Origin of the sequence: Brucella rhizosphaerae (genome assembly GCF_002252475.1) — a bacterium.
In the GTDB taxonomy this organism is placed as follows: Bacteria; Pseudomonadota; Alphaproteobacteria; order Rhizobiales; family Rhizobiaceae; genus Brucella; species Brucella rhizosphaerae.
The window spans coordinates 87,191-102,470 of record NZ_NNRK01000022.1; the positions used below are offsets into that span (position 1 = coordinate 87,191).

The window sequence follows — 15,280 nt, forward strand, 5'->3', positions numbered from 1 at the left end:
ATGCCGCACCGGCTCCTCTTTATTGAAATTGGAACCGATCATGACCGTCAATATCACCGAGCATCTGTGGATCACACTCAAGGATGGCACCCGTCTTGGCGCGCGCCTGTGGCTGCCTGAAGGTGCGGAGGCAAATCCTGTTCCGGCCGTGCTCGAATATATCCCATACCGCAAGCGCGATGGTACGCGTGGCCGCGACGAGCCAATGCATGGCTATTTCGCTGAGAACGGCTATGCCGCAATCCGCGTCGACATGCGCGGTACGGGTGAATCCGACGGTCATATGGCCGATGAATATATCAGCCAGGAGCAGGACGACGCACTCGAAGTCATAGCCTGGATTGCAGAACAGCCCTGGTGCAGCGGCAATGTCGGCATGATGGGCAAGAGCTGGGGCGGGTTCAACGGCCTTCAGGTCGCAGCCTGCCGTCCGCCTGCATTGAAAGCGGTCATCACTGCCTATTCGACCGATGACCGTTTCCGCGACGACATTCACTACATGGGCGGCCTGCTGCTCAATGATAATCTGTGGTGGGGCACCATCATGCTCGCCTACCAGTCGCGACCGCTCGATCCGGCGATCGTGGGTGAAGGCTGGCGCGATGCATGGATTGAACGTCTGGAGCGTCTGCCGTTCTTCCCTGCTCTCTGGCTCGAACACCAACACTACGACGAATACTGGAAGCATGGTTCGGTCTGCGAAGACTGGTCTGCAATCCAGTGCCCGGTTCTCACCATTGGCGCTTGGGCCGATAGCTATACCAATGCTGTCCCACGCCTGCTCGAAAACCTTCAGGTTCCAGCGCGCGGCATTATCGGCCCTTGGGGCCATGTCTATCCGCAGGATGGTCTTCCCGGTCCGGCAATCGGCTTTCTGCAGGAAGCTGTTCGCTGGTGGGACCAGTGGCTGAAGGGCAAAGACACCGGCATCATGGACGAGCCGAAGCTTCGCGCCTATATCTGCGACACTATCGAGCCAACCGGCTCGCGCGACTTTACCAATGGTCGCTGGGTCGGTGAAAAAAACTGGCCATCGACCGAGATCGTCCAAACGCCATTTGCGCTGGGTAGTGACTTCACGTTGGGCAAAACCGATGCAGCCAAGGGCGTACTCACAATCTCCTCGCCCAACAGCCACGGCAAGGCCGGTGGCGAATGGATGGCGACGGGTTGTCCCGGCGAACACCCAACCGATCAGCGTCTCGATGATGGCGGTTCGCTCAACTTCGACACCGCAGTTCTTAGCGAAGATCTGGAAATTCTGGGCGCGCCAGTTGCACGTCTGAAATTCACCGTCGATCAGCCGGTTGCACAGGTTTCGCTGCGTTTGAGCGACATTTTGCCGGATGGCCGCATCACTCGCGTCAGCTATCAGGTCTTCAATCTCAACCACATCAACGGCCACGACAAACCGGAAATGCTGGTGCCGGGCAAAACCTATGAAATCGCGATCAAGCTCAACGACAGTGGTTACAGCTTCAGGCAAGGCCATCGCATCCGTCTTTCGGTTGCAACCGGCTACTGGCCAATGGTCTGGCCATCACCAAAGCGCGTGACGCTGACACTCGACACAACGGCATCGGCTCTCGATCTGCCGGTGCGTCCTGCGTCTGCCATCGACACCAGTGTCGTGTTCCAGAAACCAGCGCATGGCCCTGCGACGCCAATGACCCAGCTTGATCCGGGCAGCGTGCGCCGCTGGACTGAGCAGGACCATGTCACTGGCGAAACTCTTTATGTGACAGAAGGCATTGGCGGTCTGTTCGGTGAAGGCGTATTGCGCTTTGACGACCTCGGCACGCAGTTAAGCCATAGCCTCAAGCGTGAATTGCGCATCAACGACAATGATCCGCTTTCAGCATCCTATACGCTAACGCAAGCTTATCAGATGGGCCGCGAAGGCTGGATGGTCGACATTGAAAGCACCACTAAGATGCTTTCAGATGCCGAAAATTTCTACATTTCAGGAGTTCTAACGGCAAAGGAAAATGGTGAAGCGGTGACGACACGCGAATGGAACCAGACCATCCCGCGCGATCATCTCTGATCGATTGTAAGAGAGCCAAACAAAATACCCCCGCGTTGACCGCGGGGGTATTTTTTTATCTTATACTGAAAAGCGGCTGCATTTTTACGCAGCCGCTTTTCGTTTTTATATTAATGCGAAGGCTGATCCCGCACCGCCGAAACATCGGCTGCGGAAACTGTACCAGCCTTGTTACCCCAAGCCGAACGAACAAAGGTTGCAAGCTCTGCAACTTCCTCATTCGACAAGCGGTCGGCATAACCCTGCATCACGAGACGCATTGGACGCTTTTCGGTCGAAGGCACTTCCGCACCATGCAGAATGATCGAAATCAGAGGCTTTACTTCTGAACCAGTCACCAGATCATTGCCAGCCAATTCGGGGAAGATGCCCGGAGCGCCCTTGCCCGTCACAAAGTGACACGCTGCACAGTTGTCGATGTAAAGCCGTGCGCCGACTGGCATGCTTGGAGAAGCTTCCGTCAGCATCTTTGCAGTCTCTTCACCGGCAGCATCAGCAGGCGCTGCAGGCAGTGCTGTCGGAACCTTCGCGGCAAAGTTCTGCGGAACTTCCACCGCTGCGCCATCAATACCCTTGAGGAAAGCAGCAATCGCCAGATTGTCGGCATCAGTCAGATACTGAAGCGAATGTTCAACAACCAGCCCCATTTCGCCATTTGCAGTCGAATGCATGTTACGACCAGTTGCGAGATAGGAAGCCATTTCCTCAATGGACCATTTCTGAGCTGCCGACTGTGGACCACGCAACGATGGTGCATTCCAGCCATCGACAACACCACCGGTAAGGAAGGCCTTGTCGCCAGCCTGAGTACCGTCCTGAGCCATCAGGATATTACGCGGGCTGTGACAGGCTGCGCAGTGCGCAGGACCTTCTACCAGATACTGGCCACGTTCCTGCACTTCGTTCTGACCCGCAGGTGTGAAACCAGCTTTATGGTTCAGAGCAAGCCAGTTCCATGCGCGGATACCGAAACGCATGTTGAACGGGAAACCAAGTTCGGTCTGCTGCACTTCGTTCTTTACGGGTTCCACTTCATTCATGAAGTAGTCGTAAAGCGCGCGGACGTCTTCTTCGGTCAGCTTACGATAGTTCTCGTAAGGCATGGCCGGATAAAGATGCGCTCCATCAGCACGAATGCCGTCATAAAGCGCCGCACGGAACTGGTCGAGAGTCCAGTTACCGATACCTGTTTCCTTGTCCGGGGTAATATTGGTCGTCCAGATTGTGCCCATCGGGCTTGCAATCTGACGGCCACCAGCAAAGGACTTGCCCCCTTCTGCCGTATGGCAAGCCATACAGTCGGAGGCGTACATCACATATTCGCCCTGCCCCTTCGCTGGCTTCCAGTCAGCAGCAAGCTCTTTCGTTGGCTTAGTCAGCTGAACCGGAACGAACAGGAAAGCCAGAAACGCGATAACTCCTAGAACGACCAGAGCGCCGATGATACGAAGAAAAGTTTTCATGACTATTCTCCTCAAACCAGCGGACGTGGATTGGACAGATACTGCGTGCGGATCGCATGAGCGGTCCAGTAAGCCAGACCACCAAGAAGCCCCGTCGGGTTATACTGCGTGTTCTGCACGAAGTTGCCCGCACCCAGCATGAACACGTTGTGCTTGTCCCATGCCTGCGAGAAGCGGTTGACCACACCCTCACGCGGATTTGCCGACATGGTGTGACCGCCAGTCGTATGTGTCGTCTGGTAAGGACGAACGTCGAACTGTGAGCCTTCCTTCTTGAAAGACGACTGTATCAGGTCCGGGTTCATGGTCTTGGCCAGTTCTTCTGCCTTGCCCTTCATGAACTGGGTCATCCGGATATCGTTCGGATTCCAGTTGAAGGTCATGCGCATCAGAGGACGTCCGTGTGGGTCCTTGTAAGTCGGATCAAGGTCGAGGTGGTTGGTCTTATAAGCCATGACAGAACCGTGGGTTCCGATGTTCATGGAATGACCGTACCACTCCGCAATCGCATTCTTCCAGCCAGCGCCCCAGCCGGGTGTGCCTGAAGGCAGTGTCATGCTGCGGATTGGCTGACCATTGGTCTGGCCCGAACGCCAATAAGCACCGCCAATGAAGCCTTCACGACCGAAGTCGATCTGGTTCACACCGAAATCATCGATGCACATGCCGTTTGCGCCGGTGCCGATGAAGGGATTGAACTCTTCATTCTTGAAGAAGAGTGTCACACCGCCGGTCAGCTGATAGGCATAGTTACGGCCGGTTACACCTTCGCCCGTTGTCGGATCGTATGGCTTGCCAATTCCCGACAGCAGCGCCAGATGCACGTTGTTGAGCTGGAACGATGCCATGATGACGATATCAGCCGGCTGGAAAACTTCTTCCTGTGTCTTGTCGTCAAAGTATGTGACGCCGGTTGCAGTCTTGCCATCCGGCGCCATTTCAATGCGCAGAACTTCAGATTCCGTACGGTAAGAGAAGTTCGGCATACGCTTCAAAGCATCGAGAATGGTCGTCTGTGGTGAAGACTTCGAATACTGGTAACAGCCGAAACGTTCGCAGAAACCGCAATGGTTGCACGGTCCCATCTGCATGCCATATTCATTGACATAAGACGTCGAAGCAATGCCACCCGGTGAAGGGAATGGGTGATAACCCATGGCTTGCGCCGCATCGGCAAATTTCCGGCCATCCCATGTCGTATGCATCGGCGGCATCGGGTAGTCGTTGGCACGCCAACCTTCAAAAGGATTGCCGCCTTCAACGATCTTACCGTTGAGGTTGCCTGCCTTGCCGGAAATACCTGCAACGCGTTCAAAACGGTCGAAGAACGGCTCCATCTCGTCGTAAGTGACAGGATAATCGCCAAGCAACATATCTTCGGGGATGATTTGCTCACCCCAGTTTTCAAGCACATGCGAACGCAGACGCAGTTCTTCCGCCTGTGGGCGCCAGTTCAAGCCGTTCCAGTGCGTGCCGGCGCCGCCGACACCATTGCCCGGAAGAAACGAACCGAAACTGCGATAAGGCAGTGCTATTTCGGTGTCAGTGCGGCGTATAGTGACAGTCTGCTGGCTGGCGCGCTGCATCATCTTGAGACGCACGCCATATTTCAGCTCATCAATCATGTTCGGATATTTGAAATCCGGCACGGTATTCTGATCGCGTCCACGTTCAAGGGCAACAATTTCGAGCCCTTCCTGCGCCAGTTCCATAGCGAGAATGGCACCAGTCCAGCCGAGGCCAACAATGACCACGTCTTTTTTCTTTTCCTGACGTGCCATTTTAAGCCCTCTCGCCCGTGATCGAAACCGGGCCCAGTGGGTAGCGAACGTTGTAACGCTCAACCCATTCCTTGTAGCTGCCACGCGCACCCGGGAAGCCGATATAGCTCCACGCCTGCATGCCGTGATTCCCGCCATACATTGGATCGGCGAAGTAACCTTCCTTCGTGTTCTGCAGGAGAATGCCGAAGAAATCACGCAGCTCAGGCTGCAAGCCAACATCACCCTTTTGAAGGGATGTCAGTGCTTCATCCTGCTGCTCAGCAGTCAGCGCTGAAAATGCAGCACCGTATTTCTGCTCGCACCAACCATTGAATGCTGGAATAGCCTGACGATAAATCTGTGCAGGGTTAAGCGGGGTCTGCCAGCCGCGCGTCGGATCTGCCGAGGCATCATGCGGGCCAACCATGTACCAGTCGTCTGCACGACCATAGTCGCCAGCAAGCTGAAGATCGATGAATACAGGAACACGGGTTTCGATAGCGCCGGGGCCATCACCGTCAGATGGGATCAACCTTGCTGTTGCAGCGAGGATAAATGTCCATTCAAGATCGTTAAAATATTGGCGTTCGTATTGTTCGAGAGCAACAGGGGGCGTCGACTGTTGCGCCTGAGCTGACACAGCCAGTCCTGAAAGCATCACGCTTGCTGCGGAAGCCTTCAAAAAGCTGCGCCGGCTCGGATAGCCGGGGAGGTCGGTCATTTGTCATTTCCTGCCGATTAGGTGGGTAAGACGGTTAAATTTGTTTCGGGGGATTCCATATATATTATGGCATTATGAAACAAAGCGTTTCGATATACAAACATTTGCCACAATTCAAATTTCGCAAATCCGGTTTGTTTATAGCCGGCGCTGCTCAATGCGAAGCGCGGGGTGCCGCAACACATGACGCAAATTTTGAATACAATAATTAAATCAATGAGATGATTTGTTCAACACACCGCTAAAACTTGCTATTTAATTTCATATTTTCGCATATGCACAAAACCGTGATCGGGCTCAGAACGCTTCTTCCGAGCCCTTATTTTGGTCACGATTCCCTCGGCATCCTGGGCAAACTGGTCAGCAGTTTCTGCGTGTAAACATGCTGCGGATTGGCAAGAATATCTTGCGTATCGCCCTGTTCAACGATCTTGCCTTTTTCCAGAACAATCAAGCGTTCGCACAGCAGAGCCACAAGCGCAATATCGTGTGAAACCACTACGAAAGTCGTGCGCTTTGACAAGGTTTGCATCAATTCGATAATGCGAGCGCGCGTGGTAAGATCGAGTGCGCTGACAACTTCGTCGGCAATGATGAGATCAGGGTTGGCGACGATAGCACGCGCAATTGCAATACGTTGACGTTGCCCGCCGGAGAACTCGTGCGGATAGCGTGTTGCGGCGTCAGCAGGCAGATCAACAGCCGCCAGAGCATCGTTTACGGCTTGCGTGATGTCTGTTTCGATTTTCAACGAGCGGAGCGGCTCGGCTATAATGTTGAATACACGCTGGCGTGGATCAAGCGACGAGTACGGGTCCTGAAAAACCGCCTGCACAGAACGGCGAAAACCACGCATAAAGCTGCGGTTTTTGATATCCAGCTTCTCGCCGCGAAAACTCACATCACCGAAAGTCGCACGCTGCAATCCTAATAGAAGCTTCAGCATCGTTGTCTTGCCGGAACCGGATTCTCCAACAATGCCAAGATTACTGCCGCTCTCAAGCTTCAAATCAATATCATGCAGTACGGTTTTGCCACCACCATAGGCGAAAGACACATTTGAAAGATTGATGAGGCTCATCGTGCCACCTCCAATGCAGCATCAAAAGCACGAGCCGCCGCAACCAATCCTTTGGTGTAATCCTCAGTTGGTCTCGCAAAAAGCTCGGTAACAGGCCCCTGCTCTATCAAACTGCCGTGCCGTAAAACGAGTGCGCGTTGGGCAACACTTGCTACGACAGGTAAATCGTGACTGATGAACAACAGCCCCATCGCCTCATCGCGAACCAACCGTTCCAGAAGCTTCAGAATTTCGGCCTGCGTTGTTACATCAAGTGCTGTTGTCGGCTCATCAGCGATAAGCAGTTTTGGACGGCAAGCAAGCGCCATGGCAATAGCTGCACGCTGACGTTGGCCACCTGAAATTTCATGTGGCCAAGAGCGTGCGATACGTTCCGGTTCGGGCAAGGAAACGCGCTCAAGAAGGGCAACAACCTCACCTTTGAGTTCTGATTTTCCAAGCTTGCGTCCGTCCCGCACAGCTCGCCGCTGGACCGCTTCCGCAACCTGTTTTCCGATCCGCATCAACGGATCAAGTGCGGTCATCGGCTCCTGAAAAACGACGGCTACGCTTCGTCCGCGTAACGGTACAAGATCACGGTCGCGCGCACCGATAATCTGATGACCATCAAGTAAGATTGAGCCTGTCACCTGCATGCCGTCTGAAAGCAATCCCATGACGGCCAATGCGGTGAGTGACTTACCAGAACCGGATTCACCGATGAGCCCTACCCTTTCGCCCTGCGCGACAGAGAATGATACCCCCGAAACCAGCACACGACCTGCCGTTTCAATTGCAAGATTCTCGACCTGCAACAAACTGCTCATCGCTGCCTCCTCCGTGTTGGATCGGCGACATCACGCAAACCATCTGCAAAAAGATTAAGCCCGATGACGAGCGAAACCAGCGCCAGACCCGGCGCAATTGCACCGAAAGGAGCCGTATAAACGGAAGCCTGTGCTTCTTGCAAAAGCCGTCCCCAGGAAGCATTGGGCGGTGGAGCACCAAGGCCCAAATACGAGAGCGAAGCTTCTGCAATAACGGCCAGCCCGAACTGGAGAGCGAAATTGACGATCAGTGTCGGCCAGATATTCGGCAGCACATGGATGCGAACAACACCCAGCCAGGACGTGCCGGAAATGCGTGATGCCGTGATGTAGTCCATCGACAGAACGCGCTTTGTAAGGATCCGCGTCAACCGCGCGACAATCGCCGATCCCGCGACACCGATGGCTATAATGGCTGTCGAAAGACTGGCACCATCGCTGGAAGCAACAATCAGCATTGCCAGCAAAAGCGTCGGAAACGCTATGAGGATATCAAGTGAAGCAGCAAGAATATCATCCAGCGTCTGGGTGGCAAATGCCGCCAGAACCCCGAGCGTCACACCGATCACAGCGCTGATAGCAATTGCACCCAGTCCCACGATCAGCGCGATGCGTGAACCAACCATGATCTGTGTCATGAGATCACGCCCCAGCCGATCCGTTCCGGCCCAGTGAAGCAATGAAGGCGCTTCAAGCCGCCCGCCAACCATGTCGCCGACGCCGTAGGGTGTCCAGAAGAGGGTGAGCAGCGCGACAATAATATGCATGCCGACGAAAAGGCCGCCGACCACCAAAGGCCAGGGCAATCGGATGCGCAGCGACGTCTGTTTTGCAGGTTTAGCGATGGTTGGATTGCTCATGCGCCACCTCCTGCTGCTCGCCCGCGCAATCGCGGATCGATAAGCCGCTGTGCGAGATCGGCAGCAAAACCTACCAACAGCACCAGAAGAGTTGAGACAAACAGGACGCCCTGCACATTGGGATAGTCGCGCTGCTCAATACCCAGAAGCAGCATGGAACCAAGCCCGGGAAGTGAGAACACGCGCTCAACCACCACAGCGCCAAGAAGCGTAGAAGCCAGTTCGATACCAAGGATAGAGATCACCGGTACCGCTCCGTTGCTAATGCCGTGACGAATAAGCGCCTGCGAGAACGTAGAACCAAGCGCGCGTGCCGTGCGCAGATAATCGCTGCCCAGAACATCCTGCGTAGCCGAGCGGACATAGCGGATGAGTGATGCCGACATTACGAGTGCAATGGTTATCACAGGCAGTGCCAACGACTGAAATACAGCAGGTAGCGATTGCCAACCACGCGATGGAAAACCACCGGATGGAAACAAACGCAATTTAACTGCAAAGACCCAGACCAGCAGAATGCCGATCCAGAAAACAGGCACCGCAATACCAAGCTGGGAGATCACGGAAATGACGGAACCGTACCAGCTTTTCTGGCGGACGACTGACAGGATACCGAGCGGAACGGCAACAATGATCGCGAGAACAAAAGCCATCAGTGTCAGCGGAAGCGTTACGATCAGGCGCTTGCCAATTTCGGTCAAAACCGGGGCGCCGCTGACAAAGGAATTGCCCAGATCAAAGCGCAGGAGTGCGCTGATAAACTGTGTGAACTGCTGATAAAGCGGCAGATCAGAACCAACCTGTTTGCGTGCAGCTTCAATCTGCGCAGCATCCGCGCCAACCGAAACGAGCGCATTTGCCGGATCGCCCGGCAAAAGCCGGAGCAACAAAAACAAAACAATGGCTGCGATGAACACCGACAAGATCAGAATTGCTGAGCGGCGAAGGATATAAGCGAAAATGGCGTTTACCTCTGGGACATGAGGGGCAGCGCTTGTACCCTCTTCTATATGCGATAACGCCGCCGGAAAATAATTCAGGCGGCGCTCTCTGTCGAGTATCAGTTCTCGATTATGGACAGCAGATTATTCTGATGCTTTGGTAATATCATAGGCGAAGAACTGCGAGTTCAGACCATTGACCGGATAACCCGTGACCGACTTCTTCGAAACCACGATCTGCGGATAGAGATAGAACCAGTTGCTGGCGGCATCTTCAGCAATAATTTTGTTGGCTTCGGTCAGCCTGGCAGTCTGTTCGTCGGTCGTGGAGCTGGCTTCCGCTTCCTTGATGAGGTCAACAACCTTCGGGTTGTTATAGCCCCAGTAGAAATCCGGATTGCCATAGAACACGATATCACGATGGTTCACATGTTCCTGCAAAGTTGCCTGAAAATCATGTGCTTTGTAGACCTTCGTGTACCACTCATTGGCGGTAATGATGTTGATGTTTACCTTCACACCTACCTTTGCCAGCTCGCTCTGGATGAACTGTGCGGCAATCGGATGCGGATCGTAATTCGGCGTATCAATGGTGAAGGTAAAACCATCCGGATAACCGGCTTCCTTCAGAAGCTCCTTTGCACTTTCGGGATTATAGGCATCGACACTGGTCAGATCGACGTACCACGGATCTGTCGGCGGAACGAAGGAGCCAATCAATGTGCCATAGTCGCCCCAGACAGCCTTCAGAAGCTTCTGATCGTCGATAGCGCGCGCCAGCGCCTTGCGAACTTTCACGTTGTCGAAAGGTGCAATGCGATCATTATAGGCGAGAAGCAGCTTGGTCGTGGACTTGCCTTCGCTGACGGTAAAGTCAGGATTGTCCTTGAACTGTGCGAGTGAATCCGGGCTCTGAACAGAAGTAATGATGTCAACCGAACCTGTCAGAAGCGCATTGTTAAGAGCGCTTGCATCAGTGAAATACTGGAAGACAACTTCTTCATTTTTCGGCTTTGCGCCCCAATAACCGTCAAAGCGCTTAATGGCGAGAGATGATCCGCGACGCCAATCTTCCAGCGCGTAAGGACCAGTGCCGTCTTCTTTCGATTGAAAATCTGTCGCTTCGTCATTCACAACCCAGACATAGCTGAGGTTGTAAGGCAGCGAGATGGAACGTGAGGATAGCTTGACCACGACGGTTTCATCGTCGGGCGTCTCGATACCGGCAATGGTCTTGAGGCTGCTCTTGCGCGAGCTTTTAGAATCCGGCGCAGCAACACGTTCAATCGAGAACTTGACATCCTTTGACGTCAGCGGCGCGCCGGAGTGGAATTTGACGCCTGGCTGAAGCTTGAACGTATAGGTTAGACCATCGTCACTGACGGTATAATCCTTCGACAGCACGGGTTCGACCTTGCCGTCATCATCCAGACGGAAAAGCGCTTCATAAACATTGCCGTTGAAGGCTTCGTTGACGCCCTGCCCAGCGCCCGCAGTGTTGTCGAGGTTCTGCGGCTCGTAGAGAGATCCGATATTGATCGTCGCGTCTGCGTCATGTTCCTGAGCATAAGCCTGAGTGAACGAACCGAATGCAAGTGCTACGGTCAGAGCCGTCGTCAGACCCCAGTTGCTCAATGTCGTTTTGCGATTGCGAATAGTCAAACCGCTCATTTTAGTCTCCTGCTGCAAGGTCGCTATAAAGACCTCATTTGATACCGTTATACAGCGAGCGCCTGAGCATCGATATGCGCGGGAGCTATACCACACAGGGATTTATTAGAAGAATATTCTATAATATCTAAAATTGGTAGATGATTTATCCTCACTTTTGAGCTGATATCTCAGCACATTCAAAATTGAATTAAAAGGCTTCTCCGTCCTATATATGCGGTATGGAATCCCCCCGGCACTTCCCCATGAAAGCAATCGTGAGCAAGTGGTATCAAGAGAGACTTTATGAGCCAGATAGATCGCGGCAGAACCCAATCACTTCTCGAAGCTGAAGGGCTTGATGCGCTGGTGCTGTTTCAACCTGAGAATTTCCGCTATGCGACAAGTGTTGCGGCAGGCGTTGCCACGATGTGGGGCCGCGCAGGCTCTGCAATTGCACTCGTACCAGCCGATAAGCATGCAAAGCTCGCCGCAGTCATCAGTGACCATGCTTTTGCAGGCGCAGCTTATCTTGCTGATAAGATAGATTTTCGCACCCATCGCATCTGGATCGATATGGTGACGGTAACTGGCGCGAAAACAATTGATGACATCAATGCGGCCTACCGACAGACCGACAATATCGGACCACGTGCCGAAACCTTCGACCGGGATGCAGCTTTCAGACTACTGAGTGATCTGCTGGCCGAACGCGGATTATCCGCGGCAAGCATTGGCGTCGATCTCGAATTTATGCCCGCTGCTGACTTTGCCCGCCTCAAAATCGCGCTGCCAGCCGTTAAATGGCGCGATGCATCGATCCTGGTCAAGCGTCTGCGCCTGATCAAGAATAGCCGCGAAATCGGGTATCTGCGAAATGCAGCACATTATGCAGAAAGCGGGCTGGAAAATATGCTGAACATTGCGAAACGTGGCGCAAGCATAGAGACGCTTTCGGCAGCGTGGCTTGATGGTGCAACGAAGGCAGCTGCGCAAAATGATCAGGCGCTTTCCGGACATTGGGCGTATATTTCGACGGGTCCCGATCTTCAGGACATGAAGGCCGAACTCAAAGAAGGCGATCTCGTCAAAGCTGACGTGGGTACGCTGGTCAACGGCTATTCTTCGGATGGTGCGCGTACTTATGTTTGCGTTGCGCCCGATCCTCTGGCCAGCGAAATATACAAAGCGCTTCAGGAAACCTTCGGGATCGGTCTGGCGCTCTTAAAGCCGGGCAACCGGTTTTGCGACGTCCATGCAGCGATGCTTGGGTCCATGCGAAAGTGTGGGTTTAGCGAATATTATCGTGGCCACTTTGGTCATTCAGTCGGAGCAGCGCTGGGCATTGAAGAATGGCCTTTCATTTCAAGCAGCAATGAAATGCTGATTGAGCCCAATATGGTGCTGGCGTTGGAAACTCCGTTTTACGCCAATGGTCTGGGTGCTCTGATGATCGAAGAGCAATTTTTGATCACTGAAAGTGGTGCGGAAAGCATGAACAGGCTTTCTCGTGAATTGATGCCAATCGGATAGCAAATGCTCAATGGACGAGACTTACTCGCTGCTTGCGATGTTTCTTTCGCGGCGCCGGCGTTTCCATGGCCATTCACCATCGATTTCTGCTTCAAGCGAAAAGCTGAGAAATGTTCTGATCAGAACGATCAACCCGAGCAGGCCGACACTCTCCCAGGTAAGCGGCGAAATGATTGTGGCAATGATATCTGCCCCGATCAGAATTTCGAGACCGAGCAGGATGCCGCGCCCAAGGTTGGCGCGATAGCGCGTATAGGCATTTTCGCCGGAAAGTATGAAGACATCTTTGAGATAACCAAGCGTTGCAACGGCGACACCTATAAGGATCACGGCCACACCAAAAAACTCCAGAGCTGACGCCATCGGCTCCAGTATCGGCGCAATCAAACTTACGAACTCGCCGCGTTCCGCACCCGCATTCATATTGGCGCGCTCCTTTAATCATTGGTGATCCGACTTGAGTCTAGTTCGGAAAACTTAAAAAAGATGCGCCTAATTTCCCTAATGCGTTGCGGTCACATCGGCTCGCTTCAAATCCGATCATCAGACTGATCGACGGGTTATCTTTTGGCGTTTTCAAGCCATTTACTGTTCACATATACTTGAATAAATAACACACCATTGGGTGAATGAGCCATTTTCATGGCCTATTGTCTACCATTATGAATACAATGCGTGAACCATTTGCGGTCTAGGCGCAGCCCCTTCAAAGGCATATCTCTGGATCATCGAAACGACGAACACAACGTCGCTTCCCAAATTCAAGGAGATAGAAAATGAAAAAGTTTGTTCTTGCTGCCGTAGCTGTTGCCCTTAGTGCCGGTGCTGCTTTCGCCGAAAACCCACGTGTTGGTGAACCAGCTGATCTTTATGCAAATGACCGCACGCCAGTTGCAACACAGCAGGTTGATCGCACTGCCACCGCTTCCATCGGTCAGACGACCTCTTATCAGGATGGTTCGGCTAATCGCTTCGGTGATGCGTCACCTTCGAGCTTTCAGAACTAAGCTCAATTCTTAAACAATCCTGCCTGACGGAATAATCCGAACGGCATCCCAGTTATCTCCCCGGTGGATGGCATTGGTGTCACCCCGGTGTCCCCGGAAGCGCTGATGCCATCCAAAGGGGCGATCAGAAGGAATAGAAAAATGAAGAAGTTTGCTCTTGCTGCCGTAGCCGTTGCCCTTAGCGCCGGTGCTGCTTTCGCTGAAAACCCACATGTTGGTGAACCAGCTGATCTTTATGCAAATGACCGTACGCCAGTTGCAACACAGCAGGTTGATAACACTGCAACCGCTTCCATCGGTCAGACGACTACTTATAAGGATGGCTCCGCTCATCGCTTTGGTGATGCATCACCTTCGAGCTTCCAGAACTAACATCGGCGCAAGCTGGTAGAATACAAAAAGGCGAAGCCTCTTCAGGCTCCGCCTTTTGTTGTTTGTGGGGGTGGCCCACTATTCCATCCGCGTGATGATTGCCTTGATCTCCCGTTCAAAAAAGTCCGAAAATGATGCAATACGCGGTGGTAGTTTCTGGAATGGCGGATAGTAAAGTGTAAGCCAAAGCTGCGGCGGCGACCATTCTGGCAGTATCTGGACCAAACGACCTGTCCGCAGATGCTCTGCTACAATGAAGATAGGCAACATCGCCACGCCTGCTCCGCCGGCTGCCATATTGGCAAGTACTTCGCCATTATTAGCGCTGATCATGCGCCCGGCCGAAACATTAACCGTCGAACTTCCATCAGACAAAGCCCAGTTCTCCCGGCGACTTTCAGAGCTATAGCCCAAGCAGCCATTAACGGTCAGTTCGCTCGGATGCTTGATATCGACGAAAGCCGTACCGGGCGCTGCAACCAGAATACGCTCAATCGCGCTGATCTTACGCCAGATTGTAAACTTATCAGACGGCACACCAGATATGCGTATCGCAAGATCAAAATCCTGTTCGACAATATCCAGCATCTGGTCAGTCAGCGATAATTCAATTTCAATCTTGGGATAGAGCTCGCTAAATGCAGAAAGTATCTGTGGCAGAACCTGCTGGCCAAGTGACATGGGCGCATTGATCCGCAAGCGTCCCTGATCGGCTTTGTGCACATTCATGAGTTCAAGTCGCGCAGTATCAAGTGCAGTAACCGCTGGCTCAATACGTGCCGCGAACACAGCGCCATCCGTGGTCAGTGAGACTTGCCGTGTTGTGCGCACGAAAAGCTGGACGCCCAAGTCTTCTTCAAGTGCTGCGATTGTCCGCGTAACAGAGGCTGGCGTCATATCCAGTTCTCGTGCAACCTGCGCAAAATTGCGCTTTTCGGCGGCCAATAAGAAGGTTTTGAGGGCTTTGAGTTCATTCATCGGTTTATTACCATTAATGCAATATAATTGAGACTATTGCATTAATGAGTGTCAACGA

The 15,280-nt window shown here is 53.1% G+C and carries 14 protein-coding genes; 4 read left to right on the top strand and 10 right to left on the bottom strand.

Going from position 1 to position 15,280, the window contains the following annotated elements; genetic code table 11:
• The first annotated feature begins 40 nt into the window (after positions 1 to 40).
• Complete coding sequence (locus tag CEV32_RS06070) at positions 41 to 2,047, top strand: CocE/NonD family hydrolase (protein ID WP_094575179.1); 2,007 nt, start codon at positions 41 to 43, stop codon at positions 2,045 to 2,047.
• A gap of 110 nt (positions 2,048 to 2,157) precedes the next feature.
• Here CEV32_RS06070 and CEV32_RS06075 read toward each other — a convergent pair whose 3' ends face one another.
• The 8 genes from CEV32_RS06075 to CEV32_RS06110 all read right to left on the bottom strand — a co-directional run bounded on the left by CEV32_RS06075 (position 2,158) and on the right by CEV32_RS06110 (position 11,353).
• Entirely contained in the window at positions 2,158 to 3,510 is a 1,353-nt protein-coding gene (locus tag CEV32_RS06075) for a cytochrome c (RefSeq protein ID WP_094575181.1), read from the bottom strand.
• A gap of 11 nt (positions 3,511 to 3,521) precedes the next feature.
• Positions 3,522 to 5,291, bottom strand: coding sequence for a GMC family oxidoreductase (locus tag CEV32_RS06080; protein ID WP_094575183.1), 1,770 nt, complete (start codon positions 5,289 to 5,291; stop codon positions 3,522 to 3,524).
• A gap of 1 nt (position 5,292) precedes the next feature.
• A complete protein-coding gene (locus CEV32_RS06085) occupies positions 5,293 to 5,994 on the bottom strand; it encodes a gluconate 2-dehydrogenase subunit 3 family protein (RefSeq protein WP_094575185.1) in 702 nt (233 codons plus the stop codon).
• 328 nt (positions 5,995 to 6,322) lie between these two features.
• Complete coding sequence (locus tag CEV32_RS06090; protein WP_094575187.1) at positions 6,323 to 7,075, bottom strand: ABC transporter ATP-binding protein; 753 nt, start codon at positions 7,073 to 7,075, stop codon at positions 6,323 to 6,325.
• The gene (locus CEV32_RS06095) at positions 7,072 to 7,881 is read right to left on the bottom strand and encodes an ATP-binding cassette domain-containing protein (protein ID WP_094575189.1); all 810 of its coding nucleotides are present in this window, start codon (positions 7,879 to 7,881) and stop codon (positions 7,072 to 7,074) included. The genes CEV32_RS06090 and CEV32_RS06095 overlap by 4 nt, the downstream gene beginning before the upstream one ends.
• Entirely contained in the window at positions 7,878 to 8,741 is an 864-nt protein-coding gene (locus CEV32_RS06100) for an ABC transporter permease (RefSeq protein ID WP_094575191.1), read from the bottom strand. Before CEV32_RS06100 ends, CEV32_RS06095 begins: the two co-directional genes overlap by 4 nt.
• On the bottom strand, positions 8,738 to 9,691 hold the full coding sequence (locus CEV32_RS06105) for an ABC transporter permease (RefSeq protein ID WP_268876673.1): 954 nt from the start codon (positions 9,689 to 9,691) through the stop codon (positions 8,738 to 8,740). Before CEV32_RS06105 ends, CEV32_RS06100 begins: the two co-directional genes overlap by 4 nt.
• Positions 9,692 to 9,826: 135 nt before the next feature.
• On the bottom strand, positions 9,827 to 11,353 hold the full coding sequence (locus CEV32_RS06110) for an ABC transporter substrate-binding protein (protein ID WP_094575195.1): 1,527 nt from the start codon (positions 11,351 to 11,353) through the stop codon (positions 9,827 to 9,829).
• 285 nt (positions 11,354 to 11,638) lie between these two features.
• On the opposite strand from CEV32_RS06110, the gene CEV32_RS06115 reads away from it, so the two are divergent.
• Positions 11,639 to 12,865, top strand: coding sequence for a M24 family metallopeptidase (locus CEV32_RS06115; RefSeq protein WP_094575197.1), 1,227 nt, complete (start codon positions 11,639 to 11,641; stop codon positions 12,863 to 12,865).
• A 21-nt stretch (positions 12,866 to 12,886) separates the two neighbouring features.
• On the opposite strand, the gene CEV32_RS06120 is transcribed toward CEV32_RS06115, so the two are convergent.
• Positions 12,887 to 13,288 (bottom strand): DUF1622 domain-containing protein, encoded by a 402-nt coding sequence (locus CEV32_RS06120; RefSeq protein WP_094575199.1) that lies wholly within the window; start codon positions 13,286 to 13,288, stop codon positions 12,887 to 12,889.
• A gap of 353 nt (positions 13,289 to 13,641) precedes the next feature.
• Between CEV32_RS06120 and CEV32_RS06125 the strand changes: the two genes are divergently transcribed.
• The gene (locus CEV32_RS06125) at positions 13,642 to 13,872 is read left to right on the top strand and encodes a hypothetical protein (protein WP_094575201.1); all 231 of its coding nucleotides are present in this window, start codon (positions 13,642 to 13,644) and stop codon (positions 13,870 to 13,872) included.
• Between the two features lie 141 nt (positions 13,873 to 14,013).
• Entirely contained in the window at positions 14,014 to 14,244 is a 231-nt protein-coding gene (locus CEV32_RS06130; protein ID WP_094575203.1) for a hypothetical protein, read from the top strand.
• A 78-nt stretch (positions 14,245 to 14,322) separates the two neighbouring features.
• On the opposite strand, the gene CEV32_RS06135 is transcribed toward CEV32_RS06130, so the two are convergent.
• Positions 14,323 to 15,222, bottom strand: coding sequence for a LysR family transcriptional regulator (locus tag CEV32_RS06135; RefSeq protein WP_094575205.1), 900 nt, complete (start codon positions 15,220 to 15,222; stop codon positions 14,323 to 14,325).
• Between the last annotated feature and the right edge of the window lie 58 nt (positions 15,223 to 15,280).

Bases quoted from the DNA above. Each gene is read 5' to 3' on its own strand.
- CEV32_RS06070 (WP_094575179.1), top strand. From the start codon at position 41: ATGACCGTCAATATCACCGAGCATCTGTGGATCACACTCAAGGATGGC.
- CEV32_RS06075 (WP_094575181.1), bottom strand. From the start codon at position 3,510: ATGAAAACTTTTCTTCGTATCATCGGCGCTCTGGTCGTTCTAGGAGTT.
- CEV32_RS06080 (WP_094575183.1), bottom strand. From the start codon at position 5,291: ATGGCACGTCAGGAAAAGAAAAAAGACGTGGTCATTGTTGGCCTCGGC.
- CEV32_RS06085 (WP_094575185.1), bottom strand. From the start codon at position 5,994: ATGACCGACCTCCCCGGCTATCCGAGCCGGCGCAGCTTTTTGAAGGCT.
- CEV32_RS06090 (WP_094575187.1), bottom strand. From the start codon at position 7,075: ATGAGCCTCATCAATCTTTCAAATGTGTCTTTCGCCTATGGTGGTGGC.
- CEV32_RS06095 (WP_094575189.1), bottom strand. From the start codon at position 7,881: ATGAGCAGTTTGTTGCAGGTCGAGAATCTTGCAATTGAAACGGCAGGT.
- CEV32_RS06100 (WP_094575191.1), bottom strand. From the start codon at position 8,741: ATGAGCAATCCAACCATCGCTAAACCTGCAAAACAGACGTCGCTGCGC.
- CEV32_RS06110 (WP_094575195.1), bottom strand. From the start codon at position 11,353: ATGAGCGGTTTGACTATTCGCAATCGCAAAACGACATTGAGCAACTGG.
- CEV32_RS06115 (WP_094575197.1), top strand. From the start codon at position 11,639: ATGAGCCAGATAGATCGCGGCAGAACCCAATCACTTCTCGAAGCTGAA.
- CEV32_RS06120 (WP_094575199.1), bottom strand. From the start codon at position 13,288: ATGAATGCGGGTGCGGAACGCGGCGAGTTCGTAAGTTTGATTGCGCCG.
- CEV32_RS06125 (WP_094575201.1), top strand. From the start codon at position 13,642: ATGAAAAAGTTTGTTCTTGCTGCCGTAGCTGTTGCCCTTAGTGCCGGT.
- CEV32_RS06130 (WP_094575203.1), top strand. From the start codon at position 14,014: ATGAAGAAGTTTGCTCTTGCTGCCGTAGCCGTTGCCCTTAGCGCCGGT.
- CEV32_RS06135 (WP_094575205.1), bottom strand. From the start codon at position 15,222: ATGAATGAACTCAAAGCCCTCAAAACCTTCTTATTGGCCGCCGAAAAG.